Here is a 24940-nt window from a genome sequence, read left to right on the forward strand (position 1 = left end):
TTAGCTCGTTAACATTACATGTGGCAACCATCCCTTTTATTAGTTGATTTAAAAAGATAAAACACATATAATATATAGTATGTCCTATTTATTAAGGAGTGACACTTGAAATTAACAACTCGACAAACTGAAATAATTAATATCGTAAAAGCGGAACAGCCCATCAGTGGTGAAAAAATTGCTCAAACTTTAGGCTTAAGCCGTGCAACTTTAAGGAACGATCTGTCTATTCTTACCATGACAGGGTTACTTGATGCAAAGCCAAAGGTTGGCTATTTCTATACTGGGCAAAAAATGCAGCCTCTTTATATTGAAAGTTGCTACTCAAAAAAAGTGTCTGACTTTATGACTTCACCCCTGATTGTTGCGCAAGATATGTCTGTTTACGATGCTGCGACAAGTCTTTTTCTCTATGATATTGGCAGTATCTATGTCAAAAATGAAAATGGCGATTTAGCTGGACTTCTTTCTCGTAAAGACCTTCTCCGCTTCGCTATAAGTGGCAATAATCTGGAAAAAACTCCTGTTGCTGTAATAATGACACGTATGCCTAATATCCATACTATAACCGCCGATAAGACTTTACTAGAAGCTGGGAATATTCTTTCTCGATACGAAGTAGATAGTTTACCTGTGCTTGAAAAAGCAGACTCGAAAAAAATAATCGGTAAAATATCCATTAAACACATCATGAAAGCTTTCATCCAAACAGGAAACGAAATGCAAAGCGAAGATTAAGGGGACAAAATGCAAAATATAAAAATTTATCTCATTACTGACTCTGTCGGTGAAACAGCAAAAAAAATTATTTCTGCTGTTGTGGCACAATTTCCAACTGTTGATTTATCAGATGTTCAGCTTTATCCTTTTACCAATGATAAATATTCACTATTAGAAATTTTGAATGATGCCAAAAAAGAAAATGCCCTTGTCGCTATCACTCTCGTTGATAAGTCTTTAGTGGAGTGTGTCCAAAAATTTTCAGATACACATGATTTGGCCTATGTGGACTTTATGTCGCCGCTCATGCAACTTATTGAAAAACGTTCAGGTGAGCAACCTACACAAGAGTCCGGCAGTGTGCATCGGTTAAATCAAGCCTATTTTAATCGGGTCGCTGCTATCGAATTTGCGGTGAAATATGACGATGGGAAAGATCCTAAAGGTTTTTTAAATGCTGATATTGTGCTTCTTGGTGTCTCTCGAACTTCGAAAACCCCACTGAGTATGTACTTGGCCAACAAAGGTTACAAGGTAGCAAATCTCCCGATTATTCCGGAGGTCGAAGTGGCTAAAGAACTTTATAAAGTGAATCCGCATAAGATTATTGGCTTAACCAGTACTTCTGAAAGCTTAAGTAATATACGAAGCTACCGGGAGCAAACGCTCGGACTTAAAACAAAATCCATGTATTCTGATGAAAAACGTATTCTTGAAGAGTTGGCATATGCCGATACACTCTTTGAGCAGTTAGGCATAGAGACAATTGATGTCAGTAAACGTTCGATTGAAGAAAGTTCAATGCTTATTGAGAATCTTATCCAAAAATAAAAAGCACACAAGTGCTTTTATTTTTTATCTTACAGAAGAGTAAGTTTTTGAGTCATAATTCCTTGATAAAATAAATAAAGAAATAAAAAAAACTTTAGAAAAGGACAACACTACATTGACAAAGAAACTTTGGATTATTCCAGCACTCATCTTGTTTATCGCAGGAGGCTACTTTGCCGTTAGTAAAGTTATCTCTTTATTCCACCAGCCTGTTCATGGCATCATTCTTTATAGTTCAGACAAAAAAGAACTTGATCAAAGCTTAAAAGACAACCAATCTTACATAAAAAATAACATCACTGTTGAAGGAAAATATGTCGCTGAAACAGATACTTTGGTATTAGATGCGACATCTGCTGAAAAATTGATTCAGGCAAAAGCTGTCAACGCAGTCAGCAAAAAAGGGGACGAATTCAAATTCAAACATATTACCTCGCTTTCGAAAACTCCTGCTTTATGGACCGCTGATACACAAGTAAAAAATATCGAAGATGAAAAAGGACAAAGTTTTACTGCTGCTACAACGGAATATGTTGTCTTAGGTGAATCAAGTATGACGAAAAAAACACTCGTTCTTGACAAAGAAGACTTCAGCAAGTTTCAAGCTCCTGCCAAATATGTCAGCATGATTGAAGAAAAACGAGATGCTGCACATGCTTTAACAGAATATAAAGCCGATAAAGCACAAATTTTTAATTTTAAACAAAAATAAACACAACTAAGGTTGTGTTTTTTATATTGAATCCATATTTAAAGAAAAAATGAAATATGAACAAGTCCCTTGTGTTATGTATTAGGCTTAAGTTTTTTCACTAAAAATGTCCCAACACTCCAAAGTAACAATACGATAATAACAAAAAGAATCAATAAGCCAATTGAGCCATTAGCAATCGAGCGGAATAAGGTTAGTCCTCCTGCAGCGTAGACAAAGCCCCACGCTAAATAGCCTGGAAGAGCGACCAGTGTGTACTTGCTCCATTTCCAATCTAACATACCAGCAGCAAGCTGCACCACAGTTTGAAAACCAACTGTCAAGAAACTCAAAGGTATAACGGGCCATCCATATTTTTGAAGAGCAAGCATTCCTGCTCGATTTTCTTCGGATTTCTCTGCCTTTTTCCCCCATTTTGTCTTCAATAGTCCCATATGAATGAGTTTTCCTAGACCAAATGTCATCTGTGCCCTAAAGAAAACAACAATAAACAAGAACAAGGTGGCTTGCCAGAGTGGCAAACTTGCCACCCAATTTAGCATCTTTTCAACCATCTGTTTTTACTCCTCTTATTTTACATAAGCTAAATTATAAAGCTCTCTACTATTGAAACATAATATATTAAAAAGTCAAATTCTTTTGTTTTACATCAAATATAAACTAAAAAGCAAATACCTTAGTACTTGCTTTTTTACTTTATTTTATTCCTTTCTAAATATTTTTGTTATTTGTTCTTAAGCTTTTTTCTTTTTCTTCTTACCTAGAGCTGCGGCACCTATTAATCCTAAGCCTAAAACACCTAAGCCAATAGAGTCCTTATCACCAGTATGTGGCAAAGTGCTCATGTGTTCTGAATTTCTAGATGCTAATGATGTTGATTCAGAAGCACTTAGTGATGCGGAAATTGATTCACTTGTTGATACAGATGCTGATTCAGACATTGATGATGAGGTTGAAAGTGAGACTGAATCACTTAGTGATAGCGATGTTGAGCCACTTTCTGATGCTGATTCTGAAACAGACTCTCTATTTGAAGTTGATATCGAAGTTGAATCACTTGCTGAATCACTTATGGAATCACGACTTGACTCCGAACTTGATGATGAAAGTGAGACTGAATCACTTGTGGATACCGACAACGAAGCACTTGCTGAACCGGACTCACTCACTGAATCGCTGAGAGAATCTCGCTCTGATGCTGAAACAGATGTTGAAAGACTGGCAGACTCACTGACGGAATCGCGACTTGATTCAGAGCTTGATGATGAAAGTGAGACTGAATCACTTGTAGATACCGACAACGAAGCACTTGTTGAACCAGACTCACTCACTGAATCGCTGAGAGAATCTCGCTCTGATGCTGAAATAGATGTCGAAAGGCTGGCAGACTCAGACACTGAATCACGTCCTGAAGCAGAGATGGAATCTGAAACAGAGACTGAATCACTTGTGGATACCGACAGCGAAGCACTTGTTGAACCAGACTCACTCACTGAATCGCTGAGAGAATCTCGCTCTGATGCTGAAATAGATGTCGAAAGGCTGGCAGACTCAGACATTGACTCACGTCCTGAAGCAGAGAGTGAATCTGAAACAGAGACTGAATCACTCAATGAAGATGATGCGGAATCACTTGCTGAAACGGAATGACTCACAGACTCACTGAGCGAGCTTCGGTTTGAATCAGAGACTGATGTCGAATCACTTAACGAATCTGAATCTGAACCTGACTCTACTGGTTCAGACTGCGAAAGTGAATGTGATACTGAAGTTGACTCGCTCACGGATTGAGAAGCTGAACTTGATGTTGAAGTTGAGCTCGATGTTGACTCTGATCCACGGTCAGAATCTGACTGAGATACAGATAGACTATTTGAACTGCTTTCAGATGAAGACTCTGAACTTGAGAGCTCTCCTGAAAGAGATGCTGAGATTGATTCTGAAACTGATGTCGAACCAGACATAGAGATAGAATCTGAAATTGAATCACTCTGTGATTCACGTTGTGAATCAGAAATTGAGCCCGACATACTATTTGAGCTACTTTCAGATGAAGACTCTGAACTTGATACCTTCCCTGATTCTGAAGCTGATGCCGAATCTGAGACAGATAAGGAAGCTGAGGTTGACACTGAAGTTGAGATTGACTCACTCAACGAATCCCGTTCTGAAGTTGAGTGAACGATTGATTCACTTATTGACAAACTATCTGAAGCTGATTCTGAACTTGAAGTTCTACTTGAATCCGACGAGGATACTGATTCTGATATTGAAGCTGAACTTGAGCCTGATAGGGATTCTGAGACAGATTCACTTAAAGAGTCTCTTTCCGATGCTGAGGAGGATACAGATCCACTCACAGATACACTTTCAGATACTGAGTCCGAGCTTGAAGCTTGCTCTGAACCCGAAATAGATAGTGATTCTGAGGCTGATGTAGATACTGAGTGTGAGGCAGAACCTGAAGCCGAATTACTTGCAGAGTTAGTATTAGAATTTGAAGCTAATGATTCTGAAGCTGACTCCGAAGTAGAGTTACGGTTCGAATTTGATGCAGATAGGCTCTCTGAACTTGACAAGGATAAAGATGTCGAAAGTGAATCACTGATTGATACTGATGTTGATACCGAATCAGAAAGAGATTCTTGCTCTGAGCTTGATGTTGATAAGGAAACAGATACTGAATCACTTTGAGAATTATTTACGGACTCAGATACAGAGCCTGATTGACTGCTAGATTCACTTTGTGAACCTGAAAGTGATTGTGAACCACTTATAGATTCTGAAGCTGAAAGTGAGGCAGATACTGAATCTGACTGTGAACCAGAGGTTGAATGTGATGCTGACTCACTGCTTGATTCAAGTATTGAAGTTGAAGCTGAAGTACTTTCTGAGCTGGAAGCATTACTAGAGTCTGAAAGAGAGTCACTTACGGAACTTGATGTTGAGAGACTTTCAGAAGTCGATTCACGACTTGAATAAGAGAACGATTCAGAAATTGATTCTGATGCACTCACAGACTCACGTGCTGAATCTGAAAGTGAACGACTTTCTGAACTTGACTCAGAGACTGAACTTGATGTCGATAGACTCATTGATGTGGAAAGCGAAGCAGACTCGGAAGCTGATTGACGGCTAGAATCTGAGCTTGAGCTACTCTCTGAACTTGAATCTGAAGCTGATTCACGACTGGAAATAGAAAGTGAAGTACTTTCAGAAGCTGATTCGCTGCTTGAAAGTTTGCTTGATTCACTTGCAGAAAGGCTACCTGAATCACGTTCTGAGGCTGACGTTGATGTTGAAGCACTTGCTGAATCAGAGAGAGAGTCGCGACTCGAAGCTGAAACTGATGTTGAAACTGATGTCGAATCACTTATTGATTCTGACACAGATTCACTTACAGAAACAGATGCACTCGTTGAAGCACTATTTGAATCTCGTTCTGAGGCTGACAACGAGCTTGAAGCACTCACTGAGTCAGAAACAGATTCACGAGAAGAGTTTGATGTCGAAACAGACTCTGAGGCTGAAATGCTATTAGACTGTGATTGTGAATGACTTACTGAGGCTGACGTACTACTTGATTCACTATTTGAAGTTCGGTTCGAATCTGACATAGACGTTGAAATGCTCAACGAATCAGATTCTGATCCTGACTCAAGAGGTACAGAATGAGACAATGATTGTGATACCGAAGTTGACTCACTCACAGACTGAGAAAGTGAGGTTGAGCTGGATTCAGATGATGAGTCGGAATCGGATTGACGTGATGAATCTGACTGTGATCCAGATAAACTATTTGAAACACTTTCAGACACAGATTCTGAACTTGAAATGCGTCCTGAGTCCGAAATTGAGATTGACTCAGAAACAGACTGGGAATCTGAGTTAGATGCAGAAACCGAGCTTGACTCACTTTCTGAATCACGACTAGATACAGACTGGGAGTCTGAGTGACTATTTGAACTGCTTTCAGATACAGATTCTGAACTTGAAGCTTTTCCAGACTCTGAGCTTGAGCTAGACTCTGAGCTTGAAATTGAAGTTGAGTGAGACCCCGATGTTGAGCTGGATTCACTCATAGAGTTTGTATCAGAATTAGAAGTCAGAGAATCTGAACTTGAGTCAGAAATTGAATCACGTGTTGAGTCAGAGTTTGAAGTGCTTTCTGAGCTTGAATCATTACGCGAATCAGAAAGCGATTCACTAATTGAGCTTGATACTGAAATGCTTTCAGAATGAGATTCACGTGCTGAGTCAGACACCGATTGTGAAGCTGATACAGAATCACTGAGCGAATCACGACTTGATTCTGAAAGAGAACTGCTCTCAGAGCTAGAACTACTTCTTGACTCGGATTGTGAAACACTCATCGAGCTTGATGTTGAATTTGATAGAGATTGAGAATCACGACTTGATTCTGAAAGAGAGCTACTTTCAGAAATAGATTCTGACATCGAATCACGGCCTGAAACAGAAAGCGAAGTACTCTCAGAAGCTGATTCGCTACTTGAATGCTTGCTTGACTCACTTGCCGACTCACTCAGAGAGGTACGAGCAGAGTCTGAAACAGATGTCGAAAGACTGGCAGAATCTGAGATAGAATCACGACTTGAGTTAGAAACTGAAACAGAGTCCGAAATCGATTCACTAAGAGAATTCGAAGTTGAATCACTTGCTGAGCTTGAATCACTCACCGACTCGCTTATTGAATCACGTGCAGAATCTGACAGAGAGTCTGAGATTGAGTGACTTGAAGAGTCAGATACTGATAGAGATAGACTTATCGAAGCTGACAACGAATCGGAGAGCGAGCTTGAATCACTCATTGATGTCGAAAGTGAACTACTTGTTGAAGTAGATAGCGATGCTGAGTTACTTTCTGAATTACGACTTGATTCTGAAGTCGAGGCAGAAAGACTTGAAGAATCTGACAATGACTCACGACTCGAATCTGAGCTTGAGGCAGAGTTTGAATCTGAAAGACTTCCTGATGTCGAAAGTGATGTACTCAACGATGCTGAAAGACTTGAAGATTCACTTGATGAAACACGACTTGATTCTGAAAGCGAGCTTGAAGCGCTAAGCGAATCGGAGTCTGAACCAGATTCGACAGGCTCAGAGTTTGAATCTGAAGTTGAAACAGAAACAGATTGGCTCTCAGATTGAGATATAGAGTTTGAAACGGAAGCGGAAATTGACTCTGAGTCAGAATTACGTTCTGAATCTGAAACAGAAAGTGAGTTGCTGACAGAGTTACTTTCTGAAGCGGAGTCTGAACTTGAAGCTTTACTTGATTCTGAACTTGAGCTTGAGTTTGAAACAGACTGCGATTCTGATACAGAAGTTGATGCTGAAGCTGAATCACTGGTAGAAACCAGCTCTGACTCTGAGCTTGAGCCTGATTCACTCAATGAAGTACTGTTTGAAACCGACTCTGAATCAGAATTAAGGTTTGAATTTGAAACAGAGTTAGAAATAGAACCTGAAATTGATTCAGAAACCGAAAGTGATCCTGACACTGATTCGCTACTTGACTCTTGTGCTGAGTTTGAAAGTGATTCTGAAACACTATTTGAAAGACTTTCTGAAGCGGAGTCTGAATTTGAAGCTTTACTTGATTCTGAACTTGAGCTTGACTCTGAGCTTGAAACGGAAGCTGAAAGAGAACCTGAAGCGGAACTTGACTCACTCGCTGAGTTTTGATCAGAATTAGACTCAAGTGAGTTTGATGCAGAATCTGATAATGAATCTCTTGTTGATTCTGAACGTGAAGTACTTTCTGAAGCTGAGTTTTTACTTGACTCAGATATAGAGTCACTTATTGAAGTTGAGAGAGAACTTGATTCTGAAAGTGATTCACGACTTGATTCCGACAAAGATCCAGAAACGGAGTTTGAATCACTCATAGAAGCCCACTCAGAAGTTGAAAGAGAATCTGAAGCTGAACCAGAAACTGACAATGAATCAGAGAGAGAATTGCTTACAGATGTTGAAGACGAGTTCGAATCTGAAAGTGATTCACGACTTGACTCTGATGATGAAACGGAAGCTGAGGCGGAGTCACTATTTGATTCTCTACTTGAGTTTGACGTTGAAGCACTGATTGAAACGGAAACTGAACCAGACAGTGAAGCAGAGTCACTCATAGAACTAGAAACTGAAGCTGATTCTGAGTTTGACTGACGTCCAGATTCTGACAGTGAAAGACTTGCTGAAGCTGATTCTGAACTTGAGGCTTTGCTTGACTCACTCGCTGAATCACTTGAAGAGTCACGTTCCGAAGCTGACAGTGAAGTTGAAAGACTTGCTGATTCTGAACTTGATTCTCGACTTGAAGTTGAATGCGAAATTGATTCCGAAACAGATGTGCTTACTGAGGTTGAAAGGGAATCACTTGTTGAAAGAGAGTCACTGCTTGAATCGCTTGTTGATTCACGACTTGATACTGATTGTGAATCAGAGGCAGATTGGCTTTCTGAACGAGAATCACGACTCGACTCTGATAATGAAGATGAAATCGAACTTGATTCACTTATTGATTGTGATATAGATTCGCTTGTAGATGTTGAAAGGCTTGCTGAATCACTTGTTGATTCTCTTTCCGAACCTGAAAGGGAAAGAGAATCTGATGTAGAGTCAGAAACTGATTCTTCTATTGATCCTGAATTAGAAATGGAATCACTTAGCGACTCACTGACTGAGACCGAATTAGATTCGCTTATTGAGGACGAATGTGATGCAGATTCACTATTAGATTCACGGTTTGAATCAGACAATGAACTTGAAACGCTTAGAGAGTCCGACTCAGAACCTGATTCTAAAGAGTCAGAATGAGAGTTTGAACTTGAGGCAGATACAGATTCACTTACTGATTGTGACGTTGAAGTTGATCCAGATACAGAGTTAGATTCAGAAGATGAATTGTTGCCTGATTCTGAAAGTGATGATGAGTCGCTTAATGAAGTGCTTTCTGAAGCTGAAGTCGAGCTTGACTCACGTCCCGATTCAGAAGCCGAGAGTGACTCAGAAGCTGAAACTGAAGTCGAATTGGAGCTTGAGTCAGAGCTAGAATCGCTTGTCGAAACACGTTCTGAATCAGATTGAGAAATTGATTCTGAGACTGAACTGCTTTCGGAGCTTGACTCGGAGTTTGAATTTCGTCCAGAATCTGAGCTTGAGTCAGAAATTGAAGCTGAAACAGAGTCAGAGGTAGAACTTGAAACTGACTCAGAATCACTTTGTGAATTTCTCTCTGAATCAGATATTGAGGCAGAATCTGAAACTGAGCTGCTCTCTGAGCTTGAGTCGGAACTTGAATTTCGTCCAGATTCTGAAGACGAAACAGAATCAGAGACTGAGTTCGAAGTCGAAATTGAAGCTGATTCTGAGCTTGATTCTGATGCCGAATTTGTATTCGAATTAGAATTAAGTGATTCTGAGGCTGAATCTGAAGAGGAATCACGACTTGACTCGGAAAGTGATGTACTTTCTGAGCTTGATACTGATACCGAAGTTGAAATTGAATCACTTGTTGAGGTACTTGTCGAAAGCGATTCTGATACAGACTCAGAAATTGATGGACGTTCCGAAGTCGAAATTGAAGTCGATTCGCTTATTGAGTCCGATATAGAATTACGGTTTGAGTCAGAAAGTGATTCGCTAACTGAAGCTGACAATGATTCTGACTGTGATACTTCTTCACTTTGTGACTGTGAGTCTGAGATTGACTCTGAGCTTGATTCTCGATTTGAATCTGAAACTGAGGCCGAATGACTGTTTGAGTCAGATGTTGATTCGCGATTCGAATCTGATTGCGAATCTTTATGAGAATTAGATGCTGAGTCTGAGACGGAAGTCGACTCACTAAGCGAACGAGAATCAGATACTGAATCTGAGAGTGACTCCCGATTTGAATCTGAAAGCGAAGTTGAGAGACTGCTGGATTCTGAACTTGACTCACGACTTGACTCTGAGAGCGAGCTACTATCAGAAGATGAATCGCTACTTGAATTTTTACTTGATTCACTTGCTGAATCTGAACTTGATTCCTGCTCTGAAACTGAAAGTGAATGTGACGTGCTTGAGGAATCGGATTCAGACTCACGCGTTGATTCGGAAGTTGAGCTACTTATTGAAGTAGACTCTGAACTTGATTCTGAAATCGATAGGCTAATAGAGCCTGATTCTGAGCTTGACTCACTTGCTGACTCACGATTAGAATCAGACGTAGAGACAGATCCGCTCACTGAATCGGAGTTTGAGTCTCGCGTTGATTCTGAATGTGAGGATGAATTCGAAGCAGAATCACTAATTGAGTCTGATAACGATGCACTGATTGAGTCAGAAAGACTTGAAGATTCGCTCTGTGAATCGCGAGTCGATTCTGAGCTTGAAGTTGACTGGCTTGAAGAATCAGATTCTGATCCAGACACAATAGGTTCTGAATGTGAAAGAGAGCTTGAAATCGATTCTGAATCACTTACTGAGTTGGACACGGATGTCGAGTTTGATTCAGAACTTGAATCTGATGAAGACTGACGTTCTGACTCAGAATTTGAGAGTGATTCACTCACCGATGTACTTTCTGAAGCTGAATCAGATATTGAACCTTGTCCTGATTCCGAGGAAGATACAGAATCAGATATCGATTCTGAAACTGAAAGTGAGTGAGAATCTGATACTGACTCACTTACAGAAGCACGATTTGAATCTGATGTTGAAATAGATTCGCTTACAGAAAGACTCTCTGAAATCGAATCAGAAATTGAGCCTTTGCCCGACTCTGATGAAGAAATAGAATCGGAAATCGACTGAGAAACTGAAGTTGAACCAGACTCGGATGCTGACTCACTGGCTGAATTCGTCTCTGAATTTGATGCCAATGACTCTGATGCAGATTCCGAAACTGACTCACGTTTTGAGTCTGAAAGTGACGTGCTTTGCGATGTAGATATAGAAGTTGAGACTGAATCTGAGTCACTTATTGATCCTGAAGTTGAGACAGACTCTGATAAAGAATCTCGAAGCGAGTCTGAGAGAGATTCTGAACTACTGCTTGAATTTGAATTTGAATCACGGATTGAATCAGATAGCGAGACACTTTGAGAATCGGAAATTGATGTTGATTCTGATTGTGAATCACTCATGGAAGTTGAAAGCGAAGAAGATTCCGAATTAGAAGCGCGGTTTGAGTCGCTTGTAGAATTCGAAACACTTGCAGAATCACTGCTGGAATTTCGATTAGATTCACTTACTGATAGTGAATGACTGGCAGAATCACTCTCTGAATCTTCCACTGAGCCACTTAAAGATACCGAAACAGATTCGCTATTTGAATTTCGATTAGACTCACTTATCGATACAGATTGAGAGCCGCTTAATGAATTTGAGACACTTTCTGACTCACTCATAGATACTGAAAGAGAATCACTCACAGAGTTTGAAACACTCTCAGATTCACTTATAACTTCTGATTCAGAAGTAGATTCAGAACCAGAAATTGATTGTGAATCAGATATTGATTCTGAGCTTGACTCAGAAAGGGTTTCTGATAAAGATTCAGAACTAGAAATCGACTGGGAGTCAGATATTGATTCTGAGCTTGATTCAGAAAGGGTTTCTGAAGTAGATTCAGAGCTAGAAATCGACTGGGAGTCAGATATTGATTCTGAGCTTGACTCAGAAAGGGTCTCTGACAATGATTCAGATACAGATTCCGACTTTGAAATTGAATCCGAATCAGATTGTGATTCAAAGCTAGAATCGGATAAGCTTTTTGAATCACTTTTCGAGTCTGAGTCACTTACAATTTCTGATTGTGAAATAGATTCAGACCCACTCACACTTTCTGATGTAGAGGATGAATCACTAATTACAGGAATTTCATAACGGCTAACTGTTGTCCATCCATTTTCATTCGCAATCCAGTGTCCATCATTTACCACAATTTGAATGGCTGGATTTGTATCCGCCCATTCTGGATGTTTCTTAATATAGTTCGTCCAATAAGTGCTCAAATCTCCATCATAAGAAATTTGGGTTGTATAATCTGTCACCGTTTTTCCGAGAGTTAAATTCAATACATTTTGTTGTGGAACAGAAGGATCAGCTTCAGATTTTAATTTAACCGCAACACTTCTTGGGAGCGGTTTGCTTGGATCAAATTGAACGGTTACATTATCTTTATTCATCTGAACCTTCATCAAACCGTCATATTTTGAAGGATCCGTCCCTTTACTGGACTGATAGTAATAACCTTTATAATTAACGTCATAGATCTGGTTTTCAGTGACTTGTCCGTCATCATAAGCAGCTCTTCGAACTGGACCTTGCAGTACTTGAGCTTCTGATGCAAGTTCAGAATTTGATTCAGATGTAGAAAGTGATTGTGATTGTGACTCTGATACAGAGTTAGTATTCGTTTCAGATTCACTCGTTTCTAACTTAATTGCGACACTATCTTTTTGAGCTAACGTTTCTTTTCCGCTCTGCTTCTCCACTGATGGTTGTGTCGTTTCAGCATAGGTTTGCCCTTGTGAAATCCCGGCACCTAATCCAAGACCTGCTACAAGTCCAGTTAAAGCTTTTAGTCCCGAACCAAATCTTGTTTTATATGTTGATTCATCTTCTTCACCGTATAATAGTTGGTAAGAAGTTTCTTTAATTTCTGCTTTAACTTGCTGTGCGGATTTTTTGGATAAATTTAACCAGCTAAAGTGCGTTAAACTGGAGATTACCCAAAATTTTCCCGACTTATGCATTTTAAAACGTGTTACTTGTTTTATAAGTCCCTTTTTCTTATTCATTAACCTTTTTCTTTCTTTTAATTTGTCAATACTTTTATACTGTTTCTGTACCTTTACTTGCATGAATTATCTTTATTTTTTTAAATAAAAGCTCACGCATCCCCATATTAATAAGAGAAATAGAGTAAAAATATGCACCCATTGGATATGTTACATCACCTCCTTTACCTTCAAAAACACATGTCTCCATTAATTTTCCTGAGCGCTCGTAGAATTCCATTTTTATTAAAACTGAGTCTTGAGGTTCACAAGTAAAGTCAGTTATTAATTCATAGTGCTTTCCACGCTTTAAAAGGGGAAGTTGTAGCAACGTGCGCTCCCCTTGGTAGAGAGAATTGGAAGTCCACTTCACAATAGTTGCCCCCGAAGGAAAAAAATTATTCGTGAAATAAACTGTATGATCCGAGCGGTATACAATTTTTGCACCATATTTGTAAAAATTTATTTGCGAAGTATTCCAGACTATGTCAAAATCCATTTTGTTTCCTCTCTCGACCGTAAGTTTCCACTAAAATTCGATTATATTGATTAATAAACCATTGATTAATTGCCTGTGAATTATCATTATGGCGCCCAGGTATTCCTTTGCCTATGACTGCTGAATCCTTGTCAGATAAGGCTGTGATAATATTGGGGTACGCATTTTTATCGTAGTCATCATTTTTCATATAGGAAATGATAAAACGTGTATTTGAAAAATCTGACTTCTCAAATGAATCCCAAAAGCGTTGATTCAAAATCTCTACACCCTCCTCTGAGAGGCTCCCTGACAACGAGTGTAAAATATCTAAAGAAGTGGGAAATCCTCCTGGTCTTACAAGCTCTTCATTAGAAGCTATGTCACCAATATTCACTAAAGGTTTACCCACGATAACATAACCAGGCGACAGTTCACTTGCATAATAAAGGGCTCCATAAGTTCCCATCGAAAGTCCTGACAAGATGAGTTGGTCACTTGTAAAATGAAGTTCTTGTAAATACCTCTGAATAATCTCAATCAACTGCCTTTCAAGTTCCATACTTCCCATATAAAAACTTCCCCCTTCCAACCGAGGATCAGTAATCAGCAAAAACGGTGTCCCTAGCTTCTTCATCATAAAGAAACCTTCGAAACCTTCAGCTGATCGATAGCCTGAGAAGTAGACATTAAGTGGTGGTTTTAAATCTCCTGGATGAAAGTAGTAAAAAAGTTCTTGGTTTCTTTCATCCACAATTTTTCTACCACCAAGAATGTACTCTCCATAATGTTGACGAGAATCTCTAAAGTGCAAAGGTCCAACTTTTAAAGTACCAGATCCTGTAGCTGTTAGCGATAAACTTAAGTAACCGATATTTTTCTCATAGGGAACTTCTATTCCTTTTTTTATCTCTTCTTGTGTGTAAACTCGTCTTTCAATGATTTGGCTGCTTCCCTCAAGTATTTTAAGTAGCGTGAAGGAAATCTTTGCGTTGCCTTGGCATTCAAACTCTAACCATATTTTTTTAGAACGGCCATACATGCCAATATTATGCTGCCATGTTACTAAGAAATTTTGAGAAAATCCGGAAAAATCTCCTGTTAATTGCAGATAATCCTGCCCATATATTTCAATCTCTCCTCTAAATTCATCATTTACTGTTAGAGTGTTCACATGAAGTTTTGAACCCATTTGTCCGGAAAAGAAATTTTGCGATACACTCCTTATCACTTCTTCTTTTTTATCTTCTGTGTTCATAAATAAGGGACATTTTTTTAAGGCAAAATCTTGAGGAATCTCTTCTTCATAATCTTGATTAATAATCAGACTATAAGCTTCAATAACTTTTGAAAACTTAGCCACTTGTGTCCAGTTTATTTCGTCTGTACATATCACAGCATCAAATGTTCGTCCCTTCCTCTTCTTCATGAGTGCAAGAGCCTCCTCATCTGTTCCTGCCCACATATCAAAATAGGTCCACTCCAGTTTGTCTCTGTCTTGCAAGGATATGTACTCTTGCCAGTTTTTTTGACCGATTTGTAAAACGTGTGTCTTTTTATTCATTTATTCCTCCTAAAATTTGGCATATCTTCTCTCTAAGAGCAACTCCTGAATATTTTTTTATTTGTTGGACAGCGAACATCCGTGCTTCTTGCCAGTGTTTTAATCGATCCAGATAATAACTTAATCCTTGGTAAAGTTCGGTCCAGTCCGCGATCACTAAACCATTTTTATAGGCTTGCACATATTCTGTTTCCACTTGATTTATCTGAGGAATACCTGCACTTATACCTGCAATCTGAGTAAAAAGATCAGGCTCTTCTCTTAAGTCAATAATTAATCGTGTTTCGTTAATGATTCTAAATAGCTCATCATCACTGTTTATTATCTGAAGGTCAAAACTTTTCCATAATTGCATTACCCCTTTTACTTCAGGGTTAGTCTTTTTCAAAAGTGTTGCATCGATAGAATTTTCTCCTGTCAACATGGGGAGCAGTTCTTCTACAAGCGGCATTTCTTCGGGAAATTTTTCAATAAAAAGAGCACGTATTTTTGCTGAAAAAGCCGAAATTAAGGGATGCGATGCCATACGTATAATAATTCGAAAACTTCTTTCAACTTCGCAATTATCAAAGACATCAACTAAATAAGAAAAAAGTATCTCTATGGCTTGTCCAATTGCTTCTTTTGTCATGTCTCGGCTCTCAAAATAAATAACTTCTTCTTTTAACTCATGACTTCTGCTTAATTCGAATCGCGTATCATAAGGACTAATGCGGTGGATTTTGCTTTCTTCAGTAAATGCTTTTACTTTCTGCATATTCTGATTCGAATCCACAATCACAGCAAAGCACTGTCCAGTAACTTCTTCTAATTCTTTTTGAGTTTTTATTTTACTACTTAAACGATTGCCAAATAGTGAGAGTGTCATCTTTGGAAGAACTTTACTTTTCTGGAAATAAGGTAAGTTCTTTTCTGTCAATGATACGATTATTGAATCATCTGCACCAAGTTGTTCATAATAACTCTCTAATTTTTCAAACTTAATTTCTTCTAAGCTCTCATAGTATCTTTGCCTTAGTCCTGCTGAATATTCTTCATTTACCTCACACGCAGCATCTTTATATGTGCGAATAACCCAGTGTTCTTGCTGATTCAAATACTCCTTATAGCAAAAGTTGCCATCTTCATAAATATCACGACTAGAAATAAAACCGCGGTCATCATAGATTTCGACTAAAGTTACCTTTCCTCCACTAATATATGTCACTTCAGAAATATAAGATGCTTCTCCTAAAGTAATCTGACCAATAAGTGCCTCTTCCTGATAAACTAAAATATTAAATGGCGTATAAGAAAAAGTCGCCGTATCAGGAAAATTTAAATCCTTCAATGTTAAGCTTTTTTGCTCCACGTGTTTGATTGTTTGTAACTCATCAAAAATGCTTACATAGCTGCTTTCTAACAAATCATAGCGGTGAAGGAAGTAACGGAGTTCAGGCATATAATCACTGATAAGAATTTTATAGGCAACATCAGAAGACATGAAAGACTGTATCTGTCCCATCAGATCATCTGTAGACATGCCTGACTGTATTTTTTTATTCCAGGCCGGTACAAAATAAATCATCGTTTTTTTCTCCTTCTATTTTTATAATCCTTCAACTTCCGGTATAAAAGCACCATAATCATTTCGATGGTAGTATCTTGAAAACTGCACTGTGATTTCTCGCATCAAAATCATAAGTATGAGCCAAGTAGGAACGAAATAAGCCCAAACACTGATATGAGGCCAATAAAGAGCAGCAAACATAGGTAGACCGATTATCGTACAGTTTAGTGCGGCTGAAATCCCTGCCATGCGAGAGACGTTATGAAAAAGATAACGCTCTGTATTTTTTCCTGGATAAACGTTATTAAAGTAATCTCCACTTTTTTTCAAATTATCTGCAATTTCTTTATAATCAATATTGACATAGGCAAAACCGTAAGTCAGTAGGACCAAACTAATAAGAAGGAGTATAACACCCAAAATATGATCCAACTGCACCTGTTCGTAAAGAAAACTTAAGAACTGATTATTTTTATCCCAACTTTTTAGCATGAATAGAATATACTGCGGAAATAAGACTACACTGAAAGCATACATAAATGGCATTCCTCCCGCTGGATTTGTGGGAATAGGAAGGTAGGATTGTGCAGCGAAACGGTCATCCAACATCACATGCATCAAAGGTAACCGACGTTCTCCTTGATAAAATCTAAAAATCATGAAAGATATTAGCAAAAGAAGGGTAAAAGCTAAAAGCCAACCTAAAAGAGTGATGATACCATGATAATTCTTCACTAAAGGCTCCAGAAAGCGAGCAGGCCAATTTCGAAGCATGCTTACTAAAATAATGATAGTAGGTCCGCCTATACCATAATCTGTATTAAGATTGCCTAACCAGATAAGGACAGCTAAACCAGCTACGAGTATCAAAGCTAAAGAGAGATTACCAATAGGTTTATAGACATCTCCCAAAATTTCAACCTGCGTTATAATACTAAAACTCTGAACCAAACCCAGCAGAATACTAAAAATATATTTCATGCGATAATTTTGCTGGGGAGTGAAACTTTCAATATGAAAGACTTTACTGACCGTAAGCACTCTCCAAAAAATCATAGCTGACATCCACGGTCCTAGCCCTAAAGAAAACAATGACAGTCTGTCAATAGAAAGTCCGGTCATACTCATTGCAAAAGATAGACCAACTGTTTTACGCGAAAGTTCATATAGAGCTTGAGCATCTATTCCAGGAATAAGTATATTACTCCCCAATATATAGATGAGCACGATCATGAGTGAAAAGAGAAGACGTTTAATAGCCTTTTGCTTATAAATTGTTAAACTCATCTTTTATGTTTTCCTTTTTTTTAAAATAATCATTTTACAAGTGTGAGAATTATTCTCAGAAGTCCAATAAGGATACCAGATAACAAAAGGATTGAGGTCGCAATCACAATTCGATTTTTTATCTGATGTTTTGGTCTTAAGCGTGATTCCTCTTCGATTTTGGCTTGTTTCTCTTGGATTTTTATTAAAACGGGATCTTGATTTTTCATTTGAGTACTTCCTTATAATCATCAATTGTCGACTGCCCAGATGACCACCATTGACTACCCATCGCTTTACGATACGCTTTAAAATTCTTACCTACTTCACGGATTCTTTGGACGAGATTCATCCATTCGTTTTGGTGGAAAATATTCTCTGCACTTGTATAGCGTTTGTTGTGAATTGTTTCATTGAATCCCAAAATAAGTTGATTATTCTCAAAAGCTGTACGAATAATGTGCTCAACTTCATTTCCGTGGTTAATATCTAAGTAAAAACTACTTTTTGAAATAAGTTTTTCTAGCTCTAAGTCATCCACTGTTGGATACAATTGCACATTTGAATAATTTTCAAAAGCATGTAATTTCTGAGACATCGTTGTTCTCGCTGCGATATTAAACTGATAATTTGGTAAAGCATCTAGAAGCTGGTTGAGTTGTGCAATTTGGTCAGAGTTGGTAAGAATTAGAATAGATTTATTTATGGATTTACGTGCTCTCAAATTGTAGAGATAGCCGAGATACTCAATTTGTACACTTGTTTGCTCGTTAATTTGTTGCTGAATTCGAATGTATTCTTCACGATTTTGAATCACAATACGTTTCGTTGGTGCAGCTTTATCAGATAATATCATCCGCATATTCCCTGGTATTTCAGCTGATTCTTCTTGCCAAAATAAAGTATGGTTATATGCCTTATTTGGTTTCTTAGCCTTTAAAGCTTCTGTAATGAAAAAGGGACGCCCGAGTGAATTATAAAATATTTCACGCGTATTGCTTTTGGATTCTTCCAAATAAAAGATAATGAAGTCAGTATAAGTTTCAAAAACATATTGTTTCTTTTTATAATTGAGTTGAATGGTTTGAGTGATATGGTTTATCAAAATCACTTCTGCTTGTTTTTTATCAAAATAAGTTGTCAAAGTCCGCTGTCCATCACTGTAAGCCTCTCTACCAAACAATGTTCCATATTGATTGTAAAGATCAATCGCTCGAACTCTTCCTGAGTCGTTCAGCCATTCTACGGACTTCACTGCACGATAGTCCGTTTTTCTTTGACTATAATTGATGTGCCCTCTTTTTTTATAACCTTCAAAAATCTCTGCTTTTTGCCCGTCCCCTTTGATTTCCCAATAATTAGGGAGGGAAATTTCATTAAAAAATTTAGGAGAATCATTTTTGGAGGAATTATCTTCTTTCATTCCGGTAAAAAAACTGATAGGTGAAGTGACATGTTCTGGAAGATAGCCATCTTCATTCAAAACAATTGTTTGATGTTTATAGCCAGCCTGTTGAAGGGAACTTTCTAAATCTTTCTCTTCCTCGCGATAGTTTTCAAATAAGTTAATCATGTGTGACCTCCGCTTCAAGTTGTGCCCATTTCTTTTGAATATGAGAGGTTAGAAATGGTTGAGCAATGTGATAAGATGCCTCGCGAACTTTTTCAAGTGCTGTCTGGCTTTGCTTTTGATGTTTCACAATTGCTTCTGCAATTGCTGAAATATTTTTAGGTGTTTCATTTTTACTATAAGACACTAATAAGCCATTTACTTCAGATTGAATAAAAGTTTGATTGCCATAAGGAACATCATAGCCAATCATTCCTAAACCTGAACCAACTGCTTCTAATAATGTAAGTCCAAAACCCTCACTTGTTGATGTCGAAACATAAGTCGTATAATTTTTATATATATTTTTTAAATTATGCTGTCCCATTAAATGTATATAATCACTCGCTTCGAGTTCCTCGATTAACTTTCTTAAAATCGGTTCATCACCACCGCGTCCATAAATATCAAGGCTAAGATTTTTTATCTGTTTTCGTGCTTGCACCGTTGCCCGTATAAGCCAGTCCAAATGTTTCTCGCTTGCTAAGCGTGAAGCAGTGATTAAGGTATTGGCTTTCCTTTTTTTATTGACCATGAGTTTATCAATGCTACCTACTGGTATTGCGTAAACAGTGATTGGACCTTTTCCATATTTAAAAAACTGTTGTTCCAAAACTTGCTTCTGAACTTCTGTGGCAGTAACGAAAAAGTCAATACTTCGTGCATTTTCGAACTGATAATCGTAATAATTGTTCCAAAGAATCTTCTTCTCGGTCGTTAACGGCGCATTATAATGTTCTGCATGAATAACGACACCAACTTTAGCTTCACCTTTAGCCTTGATGATTTCTGGACCCATTCCTGTCGAACGATCGATAATTAGAATATCCTTTTTAGTTAAACCTAGGCTTTCAACAAAATGAATCAAAAGATTTTCTTTAGAATAAATGGTTCTATCCTCAAAAATATATAAACTTTGTTCTCCATTAAGAAGCTCATCGTAGGCAGTGGAGCCATCTTCATTGAAGAAACGACGTTGATAAAGATTCGCTTGATTATTGACAGGTTTAAAATATTCAGAAAAGATTTTGACATAGTTATAATAATCCCTCTGAATTAAATTCCCATTGACAATCGTTTCTGTTTTGTAGACTGCCCCACTTGCTCCTGTTTTGTCTATAAAAGCTGTAACCCGTATGCCTTCCCAGATATATGAAACTAAATTTTCATTTTTCTCTATATGTTGTGGTTTGTTTGCAAAGCTATTTTCAAGTTGTTTAAGTGTAAAAGTTGTCGGGCTAATTTTAATATTTGTAAAGTATTGATAGAGCCAAATAACTTCATGGTCTTCAAAACCAATATTTTTAGTCATTGGTTCCAAGTTTTCATGGAAAATATCTGTAAAAATAAATTTTGCCTCTTGTTTATTCTTCTTAAAAATATTGGAACGATAAGCTTGTGCATACTCCACTCCTGAACTGGCCCAGCCTATGCCAAGATTGAAATTATAAATGGTCATTTTCTTTTCCCTTTTCTAAAAATAAGTAATTTTGTATCTCCATAAGCAATTGTTTAGTGAAAAAACCTTCCTTCACAAGTGCCCCCACACGTTGCACGTTGGAACTGATTCGCATGTACTCTGAAGAGGACATGCATTTCACATAATCTATTGCCTCCTCAAGATTATTTGCCACTAAACCAATCTCTTGCTCTTCCACAAAGCTTTGTTTTGCTAAACCTTTATTAACAATAATTGGTAAGCCTGCAGCAAGATAGGTGCTAAATTTAAAAGAAGCATTCATTTCTGAGTATTCTCGTTCAAATTGGTTTTCAATATTTTCGCTCCAAACTAACCCAAAACCACCTTTATTAAGTTCACGTAAAAGTTGATCATCATGTTGCCAACCTTTCATCTTTAAAAAGCCTCTTGCATTCACTTCACCATTGCTAAAAACTTCTAATGGTAAATCACTGCTCCATTCTTTCACAAAAGGAAAACGTGTAATATTTCCAGCAAATTTCAATTTGCGTTGAAATTTTGGATATTTCAAATTATCAATTCCTACCAAATGGTCCCAGATACCTTGTATTTTCACAGGGCTTGTCAGACCTCGTTCTCGTAGTTTTTTCTCCATTCGTTCCGAAGGCAATATTACTAAGTCAGCTAAATTGTAAGCCTCTAAGTACCGCTCAAATAAATAGTCATTATTTTGAAACATAAGAGGCACAAAATCATGAATAAAGACGACTAGTTTATCTACTCTTTCACGAAGTATTTTCAAAAAAACTTCATCAAATGCAATCCCGTTCCAAGATGGCATTTGAGCAATGGCCAAATCTCCTTGTGTGACAGAAGACAGCATGCCAATGATTCTTTTTTCTTTTTCCTCTGGTGTATCTTCACTCACCGAATAAGCCGAAACACTGATTTCTTTAAATCCTTCATCGTGTGCAAGCTTAGTAATCATATGTTGCGCAGTCATAGCCGTGCTTTGTTCACTTTGTCCATATAAATTTGTTATATACTTTCTCATCTATCCTCTTATCACTTCTCTAAGGAAAAGTTACGATAAGTTCCCCTTTCTTAATATCTAGCAAACTTAATGCAGCGTTTTTTAGAATTAGGAGTGAGACCTCACTTTGTCTTTTTTGGTAACTTCTTTGAGCCTCCTTTTCAAATTCAGCAATGGGCTTTTTTTGTGCTGTCGATCGACTTTGCACAACAAAGCGGAGTTGATTCATTGCGTCTACTTGATTACTCCAAGAATTATCTATAGCTTTCAGCATTGTAATCTGTAAATATTGAAGAAAAGCTCTATCATCGCCAATTTTTTCTCTTTTTGCTTGAAGATTTTCTTTTAAAACATGCCTTATATACCATTGTTTAAGTTCATTTGTTTTCAGATATTCTTCATTAACATTTTTAAAATTATAGTCAATATGATCTAAAATAAAACGTTGTATAGTATGTGATGTCTGTCTCTCTTTAGTTGAAAAATAATCATTAACGACAATTTCTGCACTCCAATTTACGATTAATAAAGCTTCAGACACACTTCTAAGTTCCATAATTTCTTGACGCTTCTTATTTACTTGCTCTTTCTGCAGGCGTAAAACTTCATCAAATTGGAGAGCCTTTATTCGCTCATCATAACCATTTTGTTCTGAAATTTTTTGAGCTTTCCTAAAAGCACGCTTTACCTTATAATTACGAATCGGTTTTGTAACTTCTTTATATTTTTCATAATAAGTTTGTATGCTTTCTTGGACGAAATTTTTAATAACATCATCTTCTAAAGACTCAAAGGTATAAGTATCCCCAGGTTCTCCCTGTCTACCTGCTCGACCTTTGGCTTGTAATTCAATACGTCTATTTAACATCCGCTCAGTTATAACAACTGCAAGTCCACCCTTTTCACTAGCTTCTTCCGAGATTTTAATATCCGTACCTCGACCAGCCATAGAGGTAGAAATAGTCACCGCTCCGACCTGTCCTGCTTCAGAGATAATTTGCGCTTCTTTAGAGCTGCTCTTTGCATTAAGGATATTATGAGGAATTCCTATATTAAGTAAATTCAAAGAATAAAGTTCTGAAGCATCAACAGACCCTGTAATGACGAGAACAGGACGTCCTTCAGCATGTAAAGAAGTTATTTTTTCAAGGCTTGCTTCTAATTTAGCCGCAAAATTTGTGTAACTTTTCGGTTTGTGATCAACTCGGATACTTTTTTTATGAGTTTTTATCATTTTTACTGGGAGATTATAGGTATTGATAAATTCATTTTCCGCAACTTTTGCTGTGCCTGACATACCAGCCAACTGTCGAAACTGACGGAATAAATTTTGATAAGTTATAGATGAAATCGTCTGTGTTTCATTACTTAATTCAACAAATTCTTTTGCTTCAATAGCTTGATGTAAGCCATTTTGTAGATTCGAGCCTTCTAAAATTCGTCCATCTTTGCGGTCAAGCAGTTTAACTTCACCCTCTTCCACAAGATAATCTCGGTCTCGTTTTAATGTATGATGTGCTTTTAAGGCCAATATTATATGTTGGTAGAGTGTAAAGAACTGTTGATCAAGAAGATTTGAAATCGAAAAATATTTCTTCGCTTTTGTAATGCCTTTTTCTGTCAACCAAACATTTTTCTGTTCTTCATCCAATTTAAAATCAGCTTCTTTTTGGAGTATCGTAATGAAGGCATTCGTGTTTTCAAAATAATTGGACTGAACTTTTGGAGCACCTGAAATGATTAAAGGCATTTGCGCACTATCTAGAAGGATTTCATCCACCTCATCTAAAAGAGCATAAGTCAATGTCGACATAAATTTTTCTTCTCTTTTTTCAGACAAACCATCAATTAAAAAATCAAAAGCCAAAGTTCCATTTGAAATATAAATAATATTTGCAGCATAAACTGCTTGTCTTTTTTTTACATCAAATTCTTCTTCCTCAGGATCACTCGTACCATTAGCAACTTCTAACCCTAACCATTGGTAGACAATACCAATACGTTCAAAGTCCCTACTGGCTAAATAGTCATTCGTTGTCACTAAAAAGACTGTATCCAGATACAAAGCTTTTAAATAAAGAGGTAAAGTAGCCACTAAGCTCTTTCCTTCACCAGTCTTCATCTCAGCAATTTGCCCCTCATAAAGGGCTAAAGCACCGAGCACTTGTTCATCTGTAGGATATAAACCTAGCACCCTTCGATCTGCTTCGCGAACTACCGCAAATGCCTCGGCAATAATATCAATTTCTTTCTCATTATTTAAAATACGTTTTTTTAATTCATCGGTTTTATTCCTGAGTTCTTTGTCACTAAATTTCATTACAATTTCTGATAAATTATTTATTTTTTTTAGCAGCTTCTTGTACACTCTCTACTCTTCCTTCTTTAACTATTTATTCACTCGCATTTTTTAGACAAACCTTAATTTTATTGCCAATTAACCTGTATAAACAAAAAATTATACAGAAAAAATGAAATAAAATTCACTTTTTTGTATATCTATTCACGATATTTTTCTCAAATAATAATAGAAAAGTTATTTTGAAAGAGAAAATCATATAATTCAATAAAAAATGGGCTAAAAAATAAAAAAATATTGAAAAAAGCCCCTGAAAACAGGAGCTTCTTTCAATAAAATTAAGGTTTTTTTTACAGATGTTCATAAGAAAATTTTGTAGCGAAATATTATTTCACAAAAAACTTCTCATTTATCTCACACTTACATAATATCATATATTTAAAATGAACACAATAAGCAAATCTTTCCAAAAAACAAAAATACGAAAGTCCTTTTCTTATCCAAATATTTTTTTGCACTTTAACAGGATCAAAAATACAACAAAATTTGCTTTTACCTTACTGGCTTATAGGTTGTATGTCAAATGGAAGGAAGGTTCTTCGAGACTGTTATTTAAAAATTAAAAAAGCCCTCGCAATACGAGGACTGGGGAGTTTTATGAAAAATTTTGGA

The 24940-nt window shown here is 37.3% G+C and carries 14 protein-coding genes; 3 read left to right on the forward strand and 11 right to left on the reverse strand.

Going from position 1 to position 24940, the window contains the following annotated elements; translation table 11 throughout:
- Positions 1-105 precede the first annotated feature (105 nt).
- The 3 genes from BZZ03_RS04620 to BZZ03_RS04630 all read left to right on the forward strand — a co-directional run bounded on the left by BZZ03_RS04620 (position 106) and on the right by BZZ03_RS04630 (position 2263).
- Positions 106-738 (forward strand): helix-turn-helix transcriptional regulator, encoded by a 633-nt coding sequence (locus tag BZZ03_RS04620; RefSeq protein ID WP_019294043.1) that lies wholly within the window; start codon positions 106-108, stop codon positions 736-738.
- 9 nt (positions 739-747) lie between these two features.
- Entirely contained in the window at positions 748-1551 is an 804-nt protein-coding gene (locus tag BZZ03_RS04625) for a pyruvate, water dikinase regulatory protein (RefSeq protein ID WP_086582646.1), read from the forward strand.
- Positions 1552-1666: 115 nt separating this feature from the next.
- Entirely contained in the window at positions 1667-2263 is a 597-nt protein-coding gene (locus BZZ03_RS04630) for a lipoprotein BA_5634 family protein (protein WP_019294045.1), read from the forward strand.
- A 74-nt stretch (positions 2264-2337) separates the two neighbouring features.
- On the opposite strand, the gene BZZ03_RS04635 is transcribed toward BZZ03_RS04630, so the two are convergent.
- The 11 genes from BZZ03_RS04635 to BZZ03_RS04760 all read right to left on the reverse strand — a co-directional run bounded on the left by BZZ03_RS04635 (position 2338) and on the right by BZZ03_RS04760 (position 24337).
- Positions 2338-2817 (reverse strand): SNARE-associated domain-containing protein, encoded by a 480-nt coding sequence (locus tag BZZ03_RS04635; protein ID WP_019294046.1) that lies wholly within the window; start codon positions 2815-2817, stop codon positions 2338-2340.
- A 180-nt stretch (positions 2818-2997) separates the two neighbouring features.
- Positions 2998-13071 carry a KxYKxGKxW signal peptide domain-containing protein gene (locus tag BZZ03_RS11980; RefSeq protein ID WP_158092867.1) on the reverse strand — a complete coding sequence of 3358 codons (10074 nt, stop codon included), beginning with the start codon at positions 13069-13071 and terminating at the stop codon, positions 2998-3000.
- 34 nt (positions 13072-13105) lie between these two features.
- Positions 13106-13549, reverse strand: a complete 444-nt coding sequence (asp3, locus tag BZZ03_RS04720; RefSeq protein ID WP_019294048.1) for an accessory Sec system protein Asp3 — start codon at positions 13547-13549, stop codon at positions 13106-13108.
- Positions 13539-15092, reverse strand: a complete 1554-nt coding sequence (gene asp2, locus BZZ03_RS04725; protein WP_086582649.1) for an accessory Sec system protein Asp2 — start codon at positions 15090-15092, stop codon at positions 13539-13541. The genes asp3 and asp2 overlap by 11 nt, the downstream gene beginning before the upstream one ends.
- Positions 15085-16659: an accessory Sec system protein Asp1 gene (gene asp1 / locus BZZ03_RS04730; protein ID WP_086582650.1), complete on the reverse strand. Its 1575-nt coding sequence runs from the start codon at positions 16657-16659 to the stop codon at positions 15085-15087. Before asp1 ends, asp2 begins: the two co-directional genes overlap by 8 nt.
- 21 nt (positions 16660-16680) lie before the next feature.
- Positions 16681-17928 (reverse strand): accessory Sec system protein translocase subunit SecY2, encoded by a 1248-nt coding sequence (secY2, locus tag BZZ03_RS04735; RefSeq protein WP_086582651.1) that lies wholly within the window; start codon positions 17926-17928, stop codon positions 16681-16683.
- Between the two features lie 29 nt (positions 17929-17957).
- Positions 17958-18137, reverse strand: a complete 180-nt coding sequence (locus BZZ03_RS04740; RefSeq protein ID WP_017370017.1) for a hypothetical protein — start codon at positions 18135-18137, stop codon at positions 17958-17960.
- Positions 18134-19480 carry an accessory Sec system glycosylation chaperone GtfB gene (gene gtfB, locus BZZ03_RS04745; protein ID WP_086582652.1) on the reverse strand — a complete coding sequence of 449 codons (1347 nt, stop codon included), beginning with the start codon at positions 19478-19480 and terminating at the stop codon, positions 18134-18136. The genes BZZ03_RS04740 and gtfB overlap by 4 nt, the downstream gene beginning before the upstream one ends.
- Positions 19473-20975: an accessory Sec system glycosyltransferase GtfA gene (gene gtfA / locus BZZ03_RS04750; RefSeq protein ID WP_086582653.1), complete on the reverse strand. Its 1503-nt coding sequence runs from the start codon at positions 20973-20975 to the stop codon at positions 19473-19475. Before gtfA ends, gtfB begins: the two co-directional genes overlap by 8 nt.
- Complete coding sequence (locus tag BZZ03_RS04755; RefSeq protein ID WP_019294054.1) at positions 20962-21990, reverse strand: sugar transferase; 1029 nt, start codon at positions 21988-21990, stop codon at positions 20962-20964. Before BZZ03_RS04755 ends, gtfA begins: the two co-directional genes overlap by 14 nt.
- A 19-nt stretch (positions 21991-22009) precedes the next feature.
- Positions 22010-24337: a preprotein translocase subunit SecA gene (locus BZZ03_RS04760; RefSeq protein ID WP_086582654.1), complete on the reverse strand. Its 2328-nt coding sequence runs from the start codon at positions 24335-24337 to the stop codon at positions 22010-22012.
- Between the last annotated feature and the right edge of the window lie 603 nt (positions 24338-24940).

It is taken from the genome of Lactococcus petauri (genome assembly GCF_002154895.1).
Lineage (GTDB): Bacteria > Bacillota > Bacilli > Lactobacillales > Streptococcaceae > Lactococcus > Lactococcus petauri.

Excerpts from the sequence above, each read along its gene's own strand:
- BZZ03_RS04625 (WP_086582646.1), top strand. The coding sequence starts at position 748 with ATGCAAAATATAAAAATTTATCTCATTACTGACTCTGTCGGTGAAACA.
- BZZ03_RS04635 (WP_019294046.1), bottom strand. The coding sequence starts at position 2,817 with ATGGTTGAAAAGATGCTAAATTGGGTGGCAAGTTTGCCACTCTGGCAA.
- BZZ03_RS11980 (WP_158092867.1), bottom strand. The coding sequence starts at position 13,071 with ATGAATAAGAAAAAGGGACTTATAAAACAAGTAACACGTTTTAAAATG.
- asp3 (WP_019294048.1), bottom strand. The coding sequence starts at position 13,549 with ATGGATTTTGACATAGTCTGGAATACTTCGCAAATAAATTTTTACAAA.
- asp2 (WP_086582649.1), bottom strand. The coding sequence starts at position 15,092 with ATGAATAAAAAGACACACGTTTTACAAATCGGTCAAAAAAACTGGCAA.
- asp1 (WP_086582650.1), bottom strand. The coding sequence starts at position 16,659 with ATGATTTATTTTGTACCGGCCTGGAATAAAAAAATACAGTCAGGCATG.
- secY2 (WP_086582651.1), bottom strand. The coding sequence starts at position 17,928 with ATGAGTTTAACAATTTATAAGCAAAAGGCTATTAAACGTCTTCTCTTT.
- BZZ03_RS04740 (WP_017370017.1), bottom strand. The coding sequence starts at position 18,137 with ATGAAAAATCAAGATCCCGTTTTAATAAAAATCCAAGAGAAACAAGCC.
- gtfB (WP_086582652.1), bottom strand. The coding sequence starts at position 19,480 with ATGATTAACTTATTTGAAAACTATCGCGAGGAAGAGAAAGATTTAGAA.
- gtfA (WP_086582653.1), bottom strand. The coding sequence starts at position 20,975 with ATGACCATTTATAATTTCAATCTTGGCATAGGCTGGGCCAGTTCAGGA.
- BZZ03_RS04755 (WP_019294054.1), bottom strand. The coding sequence starts at position 21,990 with ATGAGAAAGTATATAACAAATTTATATGGACAAAGTGAACAAAGCACG.